Source organism: Streptomyces sp. SA15 (assembly GCF_002291145.1).
Lineage (GTDB): Bacteria > Actinomycetota > Actinomycetes > Streptomycetales > Streptomycetaceae > Streptomyces.
Window position 1 is genome coordinate 21,380 of sequence record NZ_NTGE01000077.1, and the last position, 13,839, is coordinate 35,218.

Genomic DNA, 13,839 nt, shown 5'->3' on the forward strand with positions numbered 1-13,839 from the left:
GAGGGATGAAATCCGCTTATTTTCGCGTTGGTGTCTTCCGGAAGATCAGGTCGATCAGGTCGAACGGAAGGCACCCGCGTGGCAGCGCAACAGGGGGAGACACAAGGCTGGGCGCGCAGACTGGCCGGTTACGCGTGGCGTCATCCCAAGGACGTCATCCTGGCCCTCGGCTCCTCCCTCGGCGGCATGGCCGTCATGGCGCTGGTCCCGATGATCACCAAGGTGATCATCGACGACGTGATCGGCGACCACAGCCGCGACATGGCCCCCTGGGCGGGTGCCCTGATCGGCGCGGCCCTCGTCGTCTACGTCCTCACCTACATCCGCCGCTACTACGGCGGCCGTCTCGCCCTCGATGTCCAGCACGACCTGCGCACCGAGATGTTCGGGACGATCACCCGCCTCGACGGCCGCCGCCAGGGCGAGCTGTCCACCGGGCAGGTCGTCGGCCGCGCCACCAGCGACCTCCAGCTGATCCAGGGCCTGCTCTTCATGCTCCCGATGACCATCGGGAACTTCATGCTCTTCCTGATCTCCCTGGTGATCATGGCGTGGCTGTCCGTGCCGCTCACGCTGGTCGCATTGGCCGTCGCCCCGGCCATCTGGTGGATCGCGAAGCGCTCCCGCGTCAAGCTGCACCCCGCCACCTGGTACGCCCAGGCCCAGGCCGCCGCCGTCGCGGGCGTGGTCGACGGCGCGGTCAGCGGCGTACGCGTGGTGAAGGGCTTCGGGCAGGAGGACCAGGAGACCGGGAAGCTGCGGGAGGTCGGCCGGCGGCTCTTCGCGGGCCGGCTGCGCACCATCCGCTTCAACTCCAGGTACACCCCGGCCCTCCAGGCCGTCCCCGCCCTCGGCCAGGTCGCCATGCTCGCGCTCGGCGGCTGGCTCGCGGTGCGCGGGCACATCACGCTGGGCACGTTCGTCGCCTTCTCCACCTACCTCGCCCAGCTCGTCGGCCCGGTCCGCATGCTCGCCATGGTCCTCACGGTCGGCCAGCAGGCCCGGGCGGGAACCGAGCGCGTCCTGGAGCTGATCGACACCGAGCCGTCGATGACCGACGGCACCAAGGAGCTCCCGGCCGACGCCCCGGCGACGGTCGAGTTCGACGACGTCACCTTCGGCTACGACAACGAGCGCCCCGTACTCGATGGCCTCACCTTCGAGATCCGCCCCGGCGAGACCCTCGCCGTCGTCGGTTCCTCCGGCTCCGGAAAGTCCACGGTCTCCCTTCTGCTCCCGCGTTTCTACGACGTGACACGCGGCGCCGTCCTCATCGGCGGCCACGACGTGCGCGAGCTCACCCTCGACTCGCTCAGGGCCGCGATCGGGCTGGTCCCCGAGGACTCCTTCCTCTTCTCGGACACGGTCCGCAACAACATCGCGTACGGCCGCCCGGACGCGACCCAGGAGGAGATCGAGAAGGCCGCCCGGGCCGCCCAGGCGGACGGCTTCATCAGGGAGCTCCCCGACGGCTACGACACCACGGTCGGCGAGCACGGCCTCACTCTCTCCGGCGGCCAGCGCCAGCGCGTCGCGCTCGCCCGCGCGATCCTCACCGACCCGCGGCTGCTGGTCCTCGACGACGCCACCTCCGCCGTGGACGCCCGCGTCGAGCACGAGATCCACGAGGCGCTGAAGCACGTCATGGAGGGCCGCACCACCCTCCTCATCGCCCACCGCCGCTCCACCCTCAACCTCGCGGACCGCATCGCCGTCCTCGACGGCGGCCGGCTCGCCGACATCGGCACCCACGAGGAACTCCAGCAGCGGTCCGCCCTCTATCGTCGCCTCCTCACCGACCCCGACGAACTCGGCGGCGTCTCACCCGGCCACGCCCAGCCCGCCTGCCCCCACGAGGACACCTCCGTACGGGACGAGCTGGACGCCGAGTTCGACGCCGAGCGTGGCATCACGCCCCGGCTCTGGGTGGGGGAGCGCGAGCGACGGGACCTCGCGATGGACGAAAGCCCGGCCACCCCCGAACTCCTCGCTCAGGTCGACGCGCTGCCCCCTGCGACCGACACCCCGGACATCGACGAAGCGCGGGCGGTCACCCCCGAGGAGTCCTACGGCCTACGACGGCTCCTGCGCGGCTTCGGCCTGCCTCTCCTCGTCAGCCTGGGCCTGGTCGCCGTGGACGCGGGGATGGGTCTCCTCCTCCCCGTCATGATCCGGCACGGCATCGACGACGGCGTCTCGCAGGTGGCGTTGGGCGCCGTCTGGGCGGCCTCCCTCCTCGCCCTGCTCTTCGTCCTCGTCCAGTGGGCGGCGCAGACCGGCGAGATCCGGATGACCGGCCGCACCGGCGAACGGGTCCTGTACTCCCTGCGCCTGAAGATCTTCGCCCAGCTCCAGCGGCTCGGACTCGACTACTACGAGCGCGAGTTGACCGGCCGGATCATGACGAGGATGACGACGGACGTCGACGCGCTGTCGACGTTCCTCCAGACGGGCCTGGTCACGGCGTTCGTCTCGGTCGTCACCTTCTTCGGCATCATGGTCGCCCTGCTGGTGATCGACGTACAGCTCGCGCTCGTCGTCTTCGCGACCCTGCCCCCGCTGATCATCGCCACGTTCTTCTTCCGCCGGGCGAGCGTGAAGGCGTACGAACTGGCCCGTGAGCGGGTGTCCTTGGTCAACGCCGACCTCCAGGAGTCGGTGTCCGGGCTGCGGATCGTGCAGGCGTTCCGGCGCGAGCGGGACGGCGGGGCGCGGTTCGCGGAGCGCAGCGACAGCTACCGCAAGGCCCGTATCCGTGGCCAGTGGCTGATCTCGATCTACTTCCCCTTCGTGCAGTTCCTGTCGTCGGTCGCCGCGGCGGCGGTGCTCATCGTGGGCGGCGCCCGGGTCGACGACGCCACGCTGACGACCGGCGCCCTGGTGGCGTACCTGCTCTACATCGACCTGTTCTTCGCCCCCGTCCAGCAGCTCTCCCAGGTCTTCGACGGCTACCAGCAGGCGACCGTCTCGCTGGGCCGCATCCAGGAACTCCTCCAGGAGCCGACGTCGACCAAGGACGCGGACGAGCCGCTGGAGGTGCTGTCCCTGCGGGGCGAGATCGCCTTCGAGGACGTGCACTTCAAGTACGGTCCGACCGACGAACCCGAAGAGGCCCTGACCGGCATCGACCTGCGCGTCCCCGCCGGGCAGACGGTCGCCTTCGTCGGCGAGACCGGCGCGGGCAAGTCGACCCTGGTCAAGCTGGTGGCCCGCTTCTACGACCCGACGGGCGGCCGGGTCACCGTCGACGGCACGGACCTGCGGTCCCTCGACATCACGTCGTACCGCCACCGCCTGGGCGTCGTCCCGCAGGAGGCGTACCTCTTCCAGGGCACCGTCCGCGACGCCATCGCCTACGGCCGCCCGGACGCCACGGACGCCGAGGTGGAGGCGGCCGCCCGCGCGGTCGGCGCCCACGAGATGATCGCCACGCTGGAGGGCGGCTACCTCCACGAGGTCGCCGAACGCGGCCGCAACCTCTCCGCCGGACAGCGCCAGCTGATCGCGTTGTCCCGCGCCGAGCTGGTCGATCCGGACGTCCTCCTCCTCGACGAGGCGACGGCGGCCCTGGACCTGGCCACGGAAGCCCAGGTCAACCAGGCGACGGATCGCCTGACAGGCCGCCGTACGACACTCGTCGTCGCCCACCGCCTGACCACGGCCGCCCGCGCGGACCGGGTGGTGGTGATGGACCACGGGCGGGTCGTCGAGGACGGCACGCACGAGGAGTTGCTGGCCCGGGGCGGGCGGTACGCCGAGTTGTGGCGGACGTTCGTGGGGGAGGATGCGCCTGCGGCGGCCTGATCGTTCTCGGCGGGGCGGCGGGGGAGACCGGTCTACGGCCACATGGGGTGCCGGACGGAGTCCGGCCAGTCGTCTCGAAGCCCGGGAGGCCCGTCAGGGCCGAGCGGTGCGAGAGCGACATCGGGAGGTTCTGCCCACGGGCGGGTCGTCGAGGACGGCACGCACGAGGAGTTGCTGGCCCGGGGCGGGCGGTACGCCGAGTTGTGGCGGACGTTCGTGGGGGAGGACGCGCCTGCGGCGGCCTGATCGGTTCTCGCGGGAGGAGCCGGTCGGCCGTCTCAGTGACGGTCGTGCAACCATTCGACATACGTCATGCGTCCGTACACCCGTACGCACATCGTCGCGGTACGGGAGGCCGACAGTGAGCTGTGGTGCGATACGGCGGCGCCTCGCGCTCGGCATGGCCGTGCTGATCACGTCCGGACTGCTCGCCGTCGCCGCGCCGACCGACGCGCGGGCCGCCGGCGCGTCCTGCGCCGGACGCAAGGTCAAGACGCTCTCGTTCTCCACCGGTTCCGTGCAGATCTACAAGCGGCGCGGCTACGTCTGCGCGATCACCCTCCCCAAGAGGCCCGGCACCAAGCGGCACATGATGGTCAGCGTGAAGGTGTGGGCCTTCCGCCCGGTCGTCGACCAGGGGCGGTACGCGTACCGCGCCGGGCCGGTGACCGTGCACGCCGGCCGCCGGTATGTGTGGGTGGAGGGCGCGGTGGGCCGGGCGTCGGTCGACTCTGGGCGCTGGATGCGCTTCTGAACCACAGGCACCTGAGTCACAGGCCCTGTGGCTTTTGCTACAGGGTTTTCCCCATCGAGTTGTCATGTCCCCTGGTGCTGAAGGGAGTTGATCCGCTAGCTTCCGGCGCACATCTGTACTCACAGGGGAGGGTGCATGCGCAAGGCGCTCAGATGGCTGCTCGCGCTCACAGTGCTCATAGGCACGTTGAGCACGGCGGGCGCGGCCACCGCCGCCGAGCCGGAGGCCACAGGCACCACCGGCATCACTGGCATCACTGGCACAACCGCGACCACGGACATCAAAGAACGGCTGCTCTCCATACCGGGGATGAGCCTGATGGAGGAGAAGCCCTACACCGGGTACCGCTTCTTCGTCCTCAGCTACACGCAGCCGGTGGACCACCGGCATCCGTCCAAGGGCACGTTCCAGCAGCGGATCACCCTGCTGCACAAGGACGTCAGCCGCCCGACGGTCTTCTTCACCAGCGGCTACAACGTCTCCACCACGCCCCGCCGCAGCGAGCCGACCCAGATCGTGGACGGCAACCAGGTCTCCATGGAGTACCGCTTCTTCACCCCGTCCAGGCCCGACCCGGCCGACTGGACCAAGCTGGACATCTGGCAGGCGGCCAGCGACCAGCACCGCATCTTCAAGGCCCTGAAGTCGATTTACGCCAAGAAGTGGCTCTCCACCGGCGGCTCGAAGGGCGGCATGACCGCCACCTACTACGAGCGCTTCTACCCGCGTGACATGGACGGCGTCGTCGCCTACGTCGCCCCCAACGACGTGGTGAACAAGGAGGACTCCGCCTACGACCGCTTCTTCGCCACCGTCGGCACCAAGGAGTGCCGCGACCGGCTGAACGGCGTGCAGCGGGAGGCGCTGGTGCGCCGGGAGCCGCTGGAGAAGAGGTACGCGGCGTACGCGGCGGAGAACGAGTACACCTTCGACACCGTCGGCAGCCTGGACAAGGCGTACGAGGCCACGGTGCTGGACTACGTCTGGGGCTTCTGGCAGTACAGCCTGCTCTCCGACTGCGCCTCGATCCCGGCCGACGCGAAGAACGCGACCGACCAGGAGATCTGGGACTCCATCGACACCATCGCCGGGTTCTCCTTCTACACCGACCAGGGCCTGTCGCCGTACACGCCGTACTACTACCAGGCGGGCACGCAGCTCGGCGCGCCGACGATCCAGTTCCCGCACATCGAGAAGAAGTACATCCGCTACGGCTACCTGCCGCCCCGCTACTTCGTCCCGCGCTCGATCCCGATGAAGTTCCAGCCGTTCGCGATGCATGACGTGGACTCCTGGGTGCGGCACAACGCCCGGCAGATGCTCTTCGTCTACGGCGAGAACGACCCGTGGGGCGCGGAGCCCTTCCGCCTCGGCAAGGGCGCGAAGGACAGTTACGTCTTCACCGCCCCCGGCCTGAACCACGGCGCGAACGTGGCCGGTCTGGTGCCGGATCAGAAGGCGCTCGCCACGGCCAGGATCCTCGACTGGGCGGGCGTGGCCCCGTCCGCCGTCCAGGCCGACCCGTCGGCGGCCAAGCCGCTGGCGAAGTTCGACGCGAAGCTGGACAAGCGGAACGGCGAACGCGAGATGACTCTGCGGCCGTAAGTCCCTTGCTGTGCCCGGCCGTTGGTCACACCGGCCGGGCACAGCCCACCGGCTGCTCGCCGCCGAGCTGGACGTACAGGGCGGTCGACAGCGGGCACTCGGCGCGCTTGTCGACCGCCTTCGTCACCTCGTACTCCGGCCTCTTCCCGCCCTTGCCGTCGCACGCCGTCTCCCGGACCTGGCCCTCGCCCAGGTCGTAGACACAGTCGCCGACGATGGTGCGCGGCCCGCCCCCGCCGCCCGGATCGCCCGGATGCGGCGGCTCCAGGTTGCGCATGCAGGCATAGCCCTGCGCCACCGCCCCGTCGCCGTCCTCGTCCGACGCCGGGCTCTGCGCGCTGATGTGCAGCACGAAGTCCGTGGTCGCCGGACACGGCGGCCCGTCGCCCACCGTGCCGTCGCGCCGCGCCACGACCCGCGCCGCCGCCCGCTCACTGGTGCACGCGACCTCGGTGAAGCTGGTCGTACCGAAGGAACTGCACTCGTCGACCGCGAGGAACACCGCGCCGTACCCGGAGGTCCGCGTCGGCGACGGCGTCACCGCACCACCCCGCCGGCCGTCCTCCTCGCCGCCGCCCGTACCGGACGCCGACCCCGAACATCCCGTGAGCAGGGCGGCGAGCAGCGCCAGCAGTGCGCACACCACCCCAACGGAGCCTCTCTCGCGCATCGCCATCCCCCCGGTACCCGCGTCCAGCGTGACCCGCCGCAGCGGGCGGACGCCAGACATTCGAGGGGCTTTGCGCCTTTTGGGGGTGGTGCGCCGGTTGTGTGGCGTACGTCTAGTACGACAGCCCGTAGCCGACCGGATACAACACCCGCGTGGGCTCGTCCGCCAGGGTGATGGAGAGGGGCCGCCATCGGCGCTGTTGGAGGGGGGCGCGCCGATGGCGGCGTGCTGCCGGCCGCGGCACGGCGGAGAGGGTTGGTCAGCGATCGCAGCCAGCAGCGAGGGCCGACACCGCACCACGGTGACTCTCCGGCAGCTTGCGGGTTGGACGAGCGGGGGCGGGGCGGGGTTCCCGGCTCCGGCTGGATTCACCGAAGTTGGTGGGGGTGGGGGTGGTGGGTTCGGAGGGTCACCGGGCTGCGGGTGCCCGGTATTTCGTTCGACGACCCCGGTCGCGTACGGAAGACTCTCCCGGGTTTCCACGAGGAGTTCGGGGCGCTGCGCGCACGGGGTGAGGGACGGCGAGGGTGAGCTTCAAGCTGGAGGGGCCGGTTCTGGAGGGCGCGTTGGTGCGCCTGGAGCCGCTGGAGCACCGGCACGCCGCTGAGCTGGCGGTGGCGGCGGAGGAGGACCGGGGGACGTACGCGTACACGTGGGTGCCGAGGGCCGACGAGGTGGGGTCGTACGTCGACCAGCAGTTGGCCCGTGCGGCGACGGGACGGCTGGCGCCGTACGTGCAGGTGTCGGTCGCCACTGGGCGGGCGGTGGGCGCCACCTCGTACTGGGAGCCACGTTCCTGGCTGACGGACGATCGACTCGACGCCGTCGAGGTCGGATTCACCTGGCTCGCCCGCTCCGCCCAAGGGACGGGGATCAACGCCGAGGCGAAGCTCCTTCTCTTCCGGCACGCCTTCGAGGAGTGGGGCGTCTCCAGGGTCGACCTGAAGACGGACGCCCGCAACGAGCGCTCGCGCGCGGCGATCCAGAGCGTCGGCGCCCGCTTCGAGGGCGTGCTGCGCAACTGGTCCCGCTCCTGGGCACCGGGCGAGGACGGACGCCTGCGCGACTCCGCGATCTTCTCGATCACGGCGGCGGAGTGGCCGGAGCGCAGGGCGCGGCTGGAGGAGCGGGTGGCGAGGCGGTGTGAAGTGGGGTAATTGGCAGATCTGTTCCAGCCCGCGAGGGGAAAACCGCAGGTCACGTGGCAGTGCCGGTGGAACAGATCTGCCAATCGCTGGTTGCGTCAGCTCCGCGGCCGGGTGGTTACGCGGAGTCGTTTAGGAGGCGGGAGAGGTGGTCGCGGCCTGCGGACAGTAGGTCGGGGAGGGGGGCGGCCGCCTCGTACCAGCGCTTCTCGTACTCCCAGCAGAGCCAGCCGTCCCACTCGTGGCGGGAGAGGACGTCCACGCACTCGGTGAGCGGCAGGACGCCGGTGCCCAGCGGCAGCGGGGTCGTGTCGTCGGCCGAGGCGATGTCCTTGACCTGGACGTATCCGAGGTAGGGCGAGAGCGCCGCGTACGTCTCCGAGGGCTGCTCGCCGCCCAGCCAGGTGTGCATGACGTCCCAGAGCGAGCCGACCTGGCGGTGGCCCACCAGGCCGAGGACGCGGATCGCGTCGGCGCCGGTGCGGTGCGAGTCGTGGGTTTCGAGCAGGATGCGTACGCCGCAGTCGGTGGCGTACTCCGCGGCCGTGCCGAGCCTCCGGGCGGCCGTGGCGTCGGCCTCCTCCTGGCTCTGTTCGGGGGCGGCGCCGGGGAAGACGCGGACGAAGGGCGCGCCCAGGTCGTGGGCGAGCTCGAGCAGGCGGTGGATCTCCTCTATCACGGGCTCGTCGTCGCCCGGCGCGGCCACGCGCGCGTACCCCGCGAGTCCGAGGAGCTCCACTCCCGCCGCCTTGAATGCGGCCGCCGTAGCGGTACGTCCGGTCAGGTCGAGGCCGGTGTGCACCGGCTCCTCCGGATGCGTGCGCAGTTCGACGCCGTGGTAGCCGTGCGTGGTCGCGAGCCGCAGCACTTCCGGGAGGGGGAGGCCGGGGACGCCGAGGGTGGAGAACGCCAGTTTCATGGTCCCTACTCTCACTCGCCGGTGTGCTCGGGTCCAGACGGGGGGTCGTCTCCCGCCGGATCCGCCCGTTTCCGCCCGGTTCCGGCTGTCACTCTCCCGCGCCGTGCAGCTCCAGACGCCAGTCCTGGCCGGTGAGGTCCTTGCCGAAGGAGCGGTGGGGTTTCTCCGCGACGAGGACGAAGCCGTGGCGCTGGTAGATGCGGCGGGCGGACGTGAGGACGTCGTTGGTCCACAGGACGAGATCGCGGTAGCCGACCCCGCGGGCGAAGTCGATGACGGCCCGCACGAGCCGGTCGCCGATGCCGAGGCCGCGGGCGTCGGGCTCGACGAGCAGGACCCGCAGGCGGGCGGTGGCGGGCGCCTCGTCCCGTACGCACATCACAGACCCCACCGGACGCCCGTCCAGCTCGGCGATCCACACCCGCTCCAGGTGCGGATCGTGATCCTCGGCGAAGTCGGCGACGATCCTCGCGACCAGCCCCTCGTAGTCGGTGTTCCAGCCGTACTCGGCGGCGTACAGGGCGGCGTGGCGCTGCACGATCCAGCCGAGGTCGCCGGGGCGCGTTTCCCGCAGGACGGCGTCCTCGCGGCGGGGTGGGCGGCCGTCGGAGAGGATCTCGCGGACGGTCCGCATCGCCTCGGACAGGCGGGGCCGGTCGGCGGACGGGACGGTGGCGAGCAGCGCGCCGACGCTGTCGTTCGCGCGCTCGGCGAGCAGGTCGGCGGTCTCGCGCCCGCGCGCGGTGAGTGTGATGCGGCGACGGCGGGGGTCGCGCCGGGAGGGGGTGCGCTCGACGAGCCCGTCCTGCTCGAACTTGTTCAGGATGCGGCTCAGGTACCCGGCGTCGAGGGAGAGCTCGGTGCGCAGATCGGCCGCGTCCGTACGCGGGGAGTGCGCGAGCTCGTAGAGGACGCGGGACTCGGTGAGGGTGTAGGGGGCGTAGAGGTGGCGGCTGTAGTCGAGGGCGCCGATGACGTTCGTGTAGAAGCGGTTGAAGGCGCGGATGTCCTGGACGGTCATGGTCGTCGACCCCAGTGGTAGTCCTGGCTACGTTCTGGCTACGTTTCCGGATGGTTGACTCAGTCAGAGATACCGTTGGGTCGAGGGTAGGCGGCGGGGCGGGGTGCGTCCATGGCTTTACGGCGGCCCGATGCCGGATGGGTGGTCGGGGGGTCTGGGGGCGGAGCCCCCAGCGAGGCCCGCGTCAACGCCGGTCATCCCTCAAAGCAACGGCACGATCAATCCCGCGGAAACCCGGAGGACCCCCGCACCATCAGCTCCCCCCGAACCGTCGCGATCCCCCCGGGCGGCGGCTCCTCCCGCCCCATCGCGATGCGACCGGCCCGCGCCCCCGCCTCCGCCAGCGGCAACCTCACCGTCGTGAGCGAAGGCACCGCGTCGATGCTGAACGGCAGGTCGTCGAAGCCCGCGACCGACACGTCCTCCGGAATCCGCAGCCCGGAGTCCCGCAGCGCCGCGCACGCCCCCAGCGCGACGGAGTCGTTCGCCGCGACCACGGCTGTCAGGGACGGGTCCCGGCGCAGCAGCTCCAGCGTGGCCTCGTAGCCGGACTGCCGGTCGTACCGCCCGTGCACGGTCCAGCGCGGGTCCTCCGCGATCCCGTGGGCCTCCAGCGCCGCCCGGTGCCCCTCCAGCCGGTGGCGGGTGGTCGTACGCTCCTCGGGACCCGCGATGTAGCCGAGCCGCCGGTGCCCGAGTCCGATCAGGTGTTCCGTCAGCTCCCGCCCGCCCCCGCGGTTGTCGAAGGTCAGCGCGATCGCCCGGGTGTCCGGCGCCGGCGGCCGCCCGCACAGCACCACCCGCGTCCCCGCGTCCTCCAGCCTCCGCAGCTTCGCCGACATCGCCGCCTTGTGCGCCGCGTCCTCGATGGCACCGCCGGTCAGCACGACCGCCGCCGCCCGCTGCCGCTGGAGCAGCGTCAAGTACGTCAGTTCCCGCTCGGGAGAGCCCCCGGTGTTGCACACCACCGCCAGCCGTTCCCCGCCGGCCCGCCCGCCCGGTCCCCCGATCTCCGACTGGATCGCGCCGGCCATGATCCCGAAGAACGGGTCGGCGATGTCGTTCACCAGGATCCCGACCAGGTCGGACGTGGCCGCGGCCAGCGAGCTCGCCGGGCCGTTCAGTACGTAGTCCAGCTCGTCCACGGCCCGTAGCACGCGCTCACGGGTCGAGGCGGCAACGGGGTAGTTCCCGTTCAGTACGCGCGACACCGTCGCGGGGGAGACCTGGGCGCGGGCCGCCACGTCCGCCAGGGTCACCGTCATCTCGTCGTCCTCCGGTCGCGCATCTCGTCGTACCTCGTCGTCCTCGTCGTACCTCGTCGTACACGGGCCAACGGCCCCCACCGGTTCCTTCGCCCATGCCCTTACCCACGGCATCACCCACGGCGTCGAGCAGACCTTAAAGCCCCCGACCCCCGTTGTTCGCCCCCTCGAACAACTCAACACCGTCACGGTCTTGTCCAGACCGCTGGTCAGAGGCTAGCTTCTCAGTGGATAGAAAGCGCTTGCTGCAACGCTCATCAGTAGGGGCGTACGCGGCGCACACACTCGCGTACGACGCTGCGTACGACGCCTACGAAGGGAACGACGTGACACGCAAGACGGTGCGTATCGCCATGAACGGTGTGACCGGGCGCATGGGCTACCGCCAGCACCTGGTCCGCTCCATCCTGGCCCTCCGCGAGCAGGGCGGCCTCGACCTCGGCGACGGCACCGTGCTGTGGCCGGAGCCGATCCTGGTCGGCCGCCGCGAGCACGCCCTGAGGGCACTCGCCGAGCAGCACGGTCTGGAGCACGTCTCGACGGACGTGGACGCGGTCCTCGCCGACCCGACGGTCGAGATCTACTTCGACGCCCAGGTGACTTCGGCGCGCGAGGAGGCGATCAAGAAGGCGATCGCCGCCGGCAAGCACATCTACACCGAGAAGCCCACGGCCACGGGCCTGGAGGGCGCCCTGGAACTCGCCCGCCTCGCTGCCGACGCCGGCATCAAACACGGTGTAGTCCAGGACAAGCTCTTCCTCCCGGGCCTGCTCAAGCTCAAGCGCCTCATCGACGGCGGCTTCTTCGGCCGCATCCTGTCCATCCGCGGCGAGTTCGGCTACTGGGTCTTCGAGGGCGACTGGCAGGCGGCCCAGCGCCCCTCCTGGAACTACCGCTCCGAGGACGGCGGTGGCATCGTTGTCGACATGTTCCCGCACTGGGAGTACGTGCTCCACGAGCTGTTCGGCCGTGTGAAGTCCGTCCAGGCCATCGCCACCACCCACATCCCGCAGCGCTGGGACGAGAACGGCAAGCCCTACGACGCCACCGCCGACGACGCCGCCTACGGCATCTTCGAGCTCGAGGGCGGCGCCATCGCCCAGATCAACTCCTCCTGGGCGGTCCGCGTCAACCGCGACGAGCTGGTGGAGTTCCAGGTGGACGGAACCGAGGGCTCCGCGGTCGCCGGCCTGCGCAACTGCCGCGTCCAGCACCGCTCGGCCACCCCCAAGCCGGTCTGGAACCCCGACATCCCCGCCACCGAGGTCTTCCGCGACCAGTGGCAGGAAGTGCCCGACAACGCCGAGTTCGACAACGGCTTCAAGGCCCAGTGGGAGCTGTTCCTCAGGCACGTCTACGCCGACGCCCCCTACCACTGGGACCTGCTCGCCGGCGCCCGCGGCGTCCAGCTCGCCGAGCTGGGCCTGGCCTCGTCGGCCGAGGGCCGCCGTATCGACGTACCGGAGATCGCGCTGTGACCATCCAACTGCCGGGCGCCGACGGGGTGTTGAGGTCCTACACCCCGCGCACCGAACCGCTCGCCCTCACCACGGGCGCCCCCTTCACCTCCCGTACGGTCTTCTCCGCCGCCCACGTCGTGGCCGACCCGTACGCCGACGTGTCCCCCGACTCGCCCGCCGCCGTCGACTGGGACGCCACCCTCGCCTTCCGCCGCCACCTGTGGTCGCACGGGCTGGGCGTGGCGGAGGCCATGGACACCGCCCAGCGCGGGATGGGCCTGGACTGGGCGGGCGCGGCCGAGCTGATCCGCCGCAGCGCCGCCGAGGCGAAGGCGGTCGGCGGCCGGATCGCCTGCGGCGTGGGCACGGACCAGCTGGCCGCCACGGAGATCGGCTACCCGTACAGCCTCGACGAGATCCGGGCCGGGTACGAGGAGCAGCTCGCGGTGGTCGAGGAGTCGGGCTCCCAGGCCATCCTCATGGCCTCCCGGGCCCTGGCCGCCGTGGCCAAGAGCCCCGAGGACTACATGGAGGTCTACGGCCATCTCCTGCGCCAGGCCTCCGAGCCGGTGATCCTGCACTGGCTGGGCCCGATGTTCGACCCGGCGCTGGAGGGCTACTGGGGTTCGACCGACCTGGACGCGGCCACGAACACCTTCCTGGAGGTCATCGCCGCCCACCCCGACAAGGTCGACGGCATCAAGGTCTCCCTCCTGGACGCCCAGCGCGAGATCGACCTGCGCCGCAAGCTGCCGGACGGCGTCCGCTGCTACACGGGCGACGACTTCAACTACCCCGAGCTGATCGCGGGCGACGACCAGGGCTTCAGCCACGCGCTGCTCGGCATCTTCGACCCGCTGGGGCCGCTGGCGGCCGAGGCGGTCCGTGTCCTGGACACGGGGAATGTGGCGGCTTTCCGGGAGCTGCTCGACCCCACCGTCGAACTGTCCCGCCACCTCTTCCAGACCCCCACCCGCTTCTACAAGACCGGCGTGGTGTTCCTGGCGTGGCTGGCCGGCCACCAGTCGCACTTCACGATGGTCGGCGGCCTCCAGTCGGCCCGCTCCCTCCCGCACTTCGCCCGCGCCTACGAACTCGCCGACGGCCTGGGCCTGTTCCCGGACCCGAAGCTGGCGGAGGAGCGGATGAAGAACCTGCTGAACCTGTACGGGGTGAACCAGTGACCGACGATCGGC

The 13,839-nt window shown here is 70.8% G+C and carries 10 protein-coding genes; 6 read left to right on the plus strand and 4 right to left on the minus strand.

The features are described 5' to 3' along the window. Positions 1-78: 78 nt before the first annotated feature. From CLM62_RS14100 to CLM62_RS14110, 3 genes are all read left to right on the plus strand, one after another. Positions 79-3,804: an ABC transporter ATP-binding protein gene (locus CLM62_RS14100; protein WP_095750203.1), complete on the plus strand. Its 3,726-nt coding sequence runs from the start codon at positions 79-81 to the stop codon at positions 3,802-3,804. 361 nt (positions 3,805-4,165) lie between these two features. Continuing rightward, complete coding sequence (locus CLM62_RS14105; protein WP_095750204.1) at positions 4,166-4,558, plus strand: hypothetical protein; 393 nt, start codon at positions 4,166-4,168, stop codon at positions 4,556-4,558. Between the two features lie 135 nt (positions 4,559-4,693). Next, on the plus strand, positions 4,694-6,163 hold the full coding sequence (locus CLM62_RS14110) for a S28 family serine protease (RefSeq protein WP_095750205.1): 1,470 nt from the start codon (positions 4,694-4,696) through the stop codon (positions 6,161-6,163). 25 nt (positions 6,164-6,188) lie between these two features. Here CLM62_RS14110 and CLM62_RS14115 read toward each other — a convergent pair whose 3' ends face one another. Next, positions 6,189-6,833 (minus strand): hypothetical protein, encoded by a 645-nt coding sequence (locus CLM62_RS14115; protein WP_095750268.1) that lies wholly within the window; start codon positions 6,831-6,833, stop codon positions 6,189-6,191. A 527-nt stretch (positions 6,834-7,360) separates the two neighbouring features. On the opposite strand from CLM62_RS14115, the gene CLM62_RS14125 reads away from it, so the two are divergent. Then, entirely contained in the window at positions 7,361-7,990 is a 630-nt protein-coding gene (locus CLM62_RS14125; RefSeq protein ID WP_095750207.1) for a GNAT family N-acetyltransferase, read from the plus strand. Between the two features lie 106 nt (positions 7,991-8,096). Here CLM62_RS14125 and CLM62_RS14130 read toward each other — a convergent pair whose 3' ends face one another. From CLM62_RS14130 to CLM62_RS14140, 3 genes are all read right to left on the minus strand, one after another. Further along, positions 8,097-8,897, minus strand: coding sequence for a sugar phosphate isomerase/epimerase (locus CLM62_RS14130; protein ID WP_095750208.1), 801 nt, complete (start codon positions 8,895-8,897; stop codon positions 8,097-8,099). An 88-nt stretch (positions 8,898-8,985) separates the two neighbouring features. After that, positions 8,986-9,918 (minus strand): helix-turn-helix domain-containing GNAT family N-acetyltransferase, encoded by a 933-nt coding sequence (locus CLM62_RS14135; protein WP_095750209.1) that lies wholly within the window; start codon positions 9,916-9,918, stop codon positions 8,986-8,988. A 218-nt stretch (positions 9,919-10,136) separates the two neighbouring features. After that, complete coding sequence (locus CLM62_RS14140; protein ID WP_095750210.1) at positions 10,137-11,183, minus strand: LacI family DNA-binding transcriptional regulator; 1,047 nt, start codon at positions 11,181-11,183, stop codon at positions 10,137-10,139. Positions 11,184-11,509: 326 nt separating this feature from the next. Here CLM62_RS14140 and CLM62_RS14145 point away from each other — a divergent pair, with 326 nt between their 5' ends. Further along, entirely contained in the window at positions 11,510-12,661 is a 1,152-nt protein-coding gene (locus CLM62_RS14145; protein ID WP_095750269.1) for a Gfo/Idh/MocA family protein, read from the plus strand. Then, positions 12,658-13,827 (plus strand): dihydrodipicolinate synthase family protein, encoded by a 1,170-nt coding sequence (locus CLM62_RS14150; protein ID WP_095750211.1) that lies wholly within the window; start codon positions 12,658-12,660, stop codon positions 13,825-13,827. The genes CLM62_RS14145 and CLM62_RS14150 overlap by 4 nt, the downstream gene beginning before the upstream one ends. Positions 13,828-13,839 lie beyond the last annotated feature (12 nt).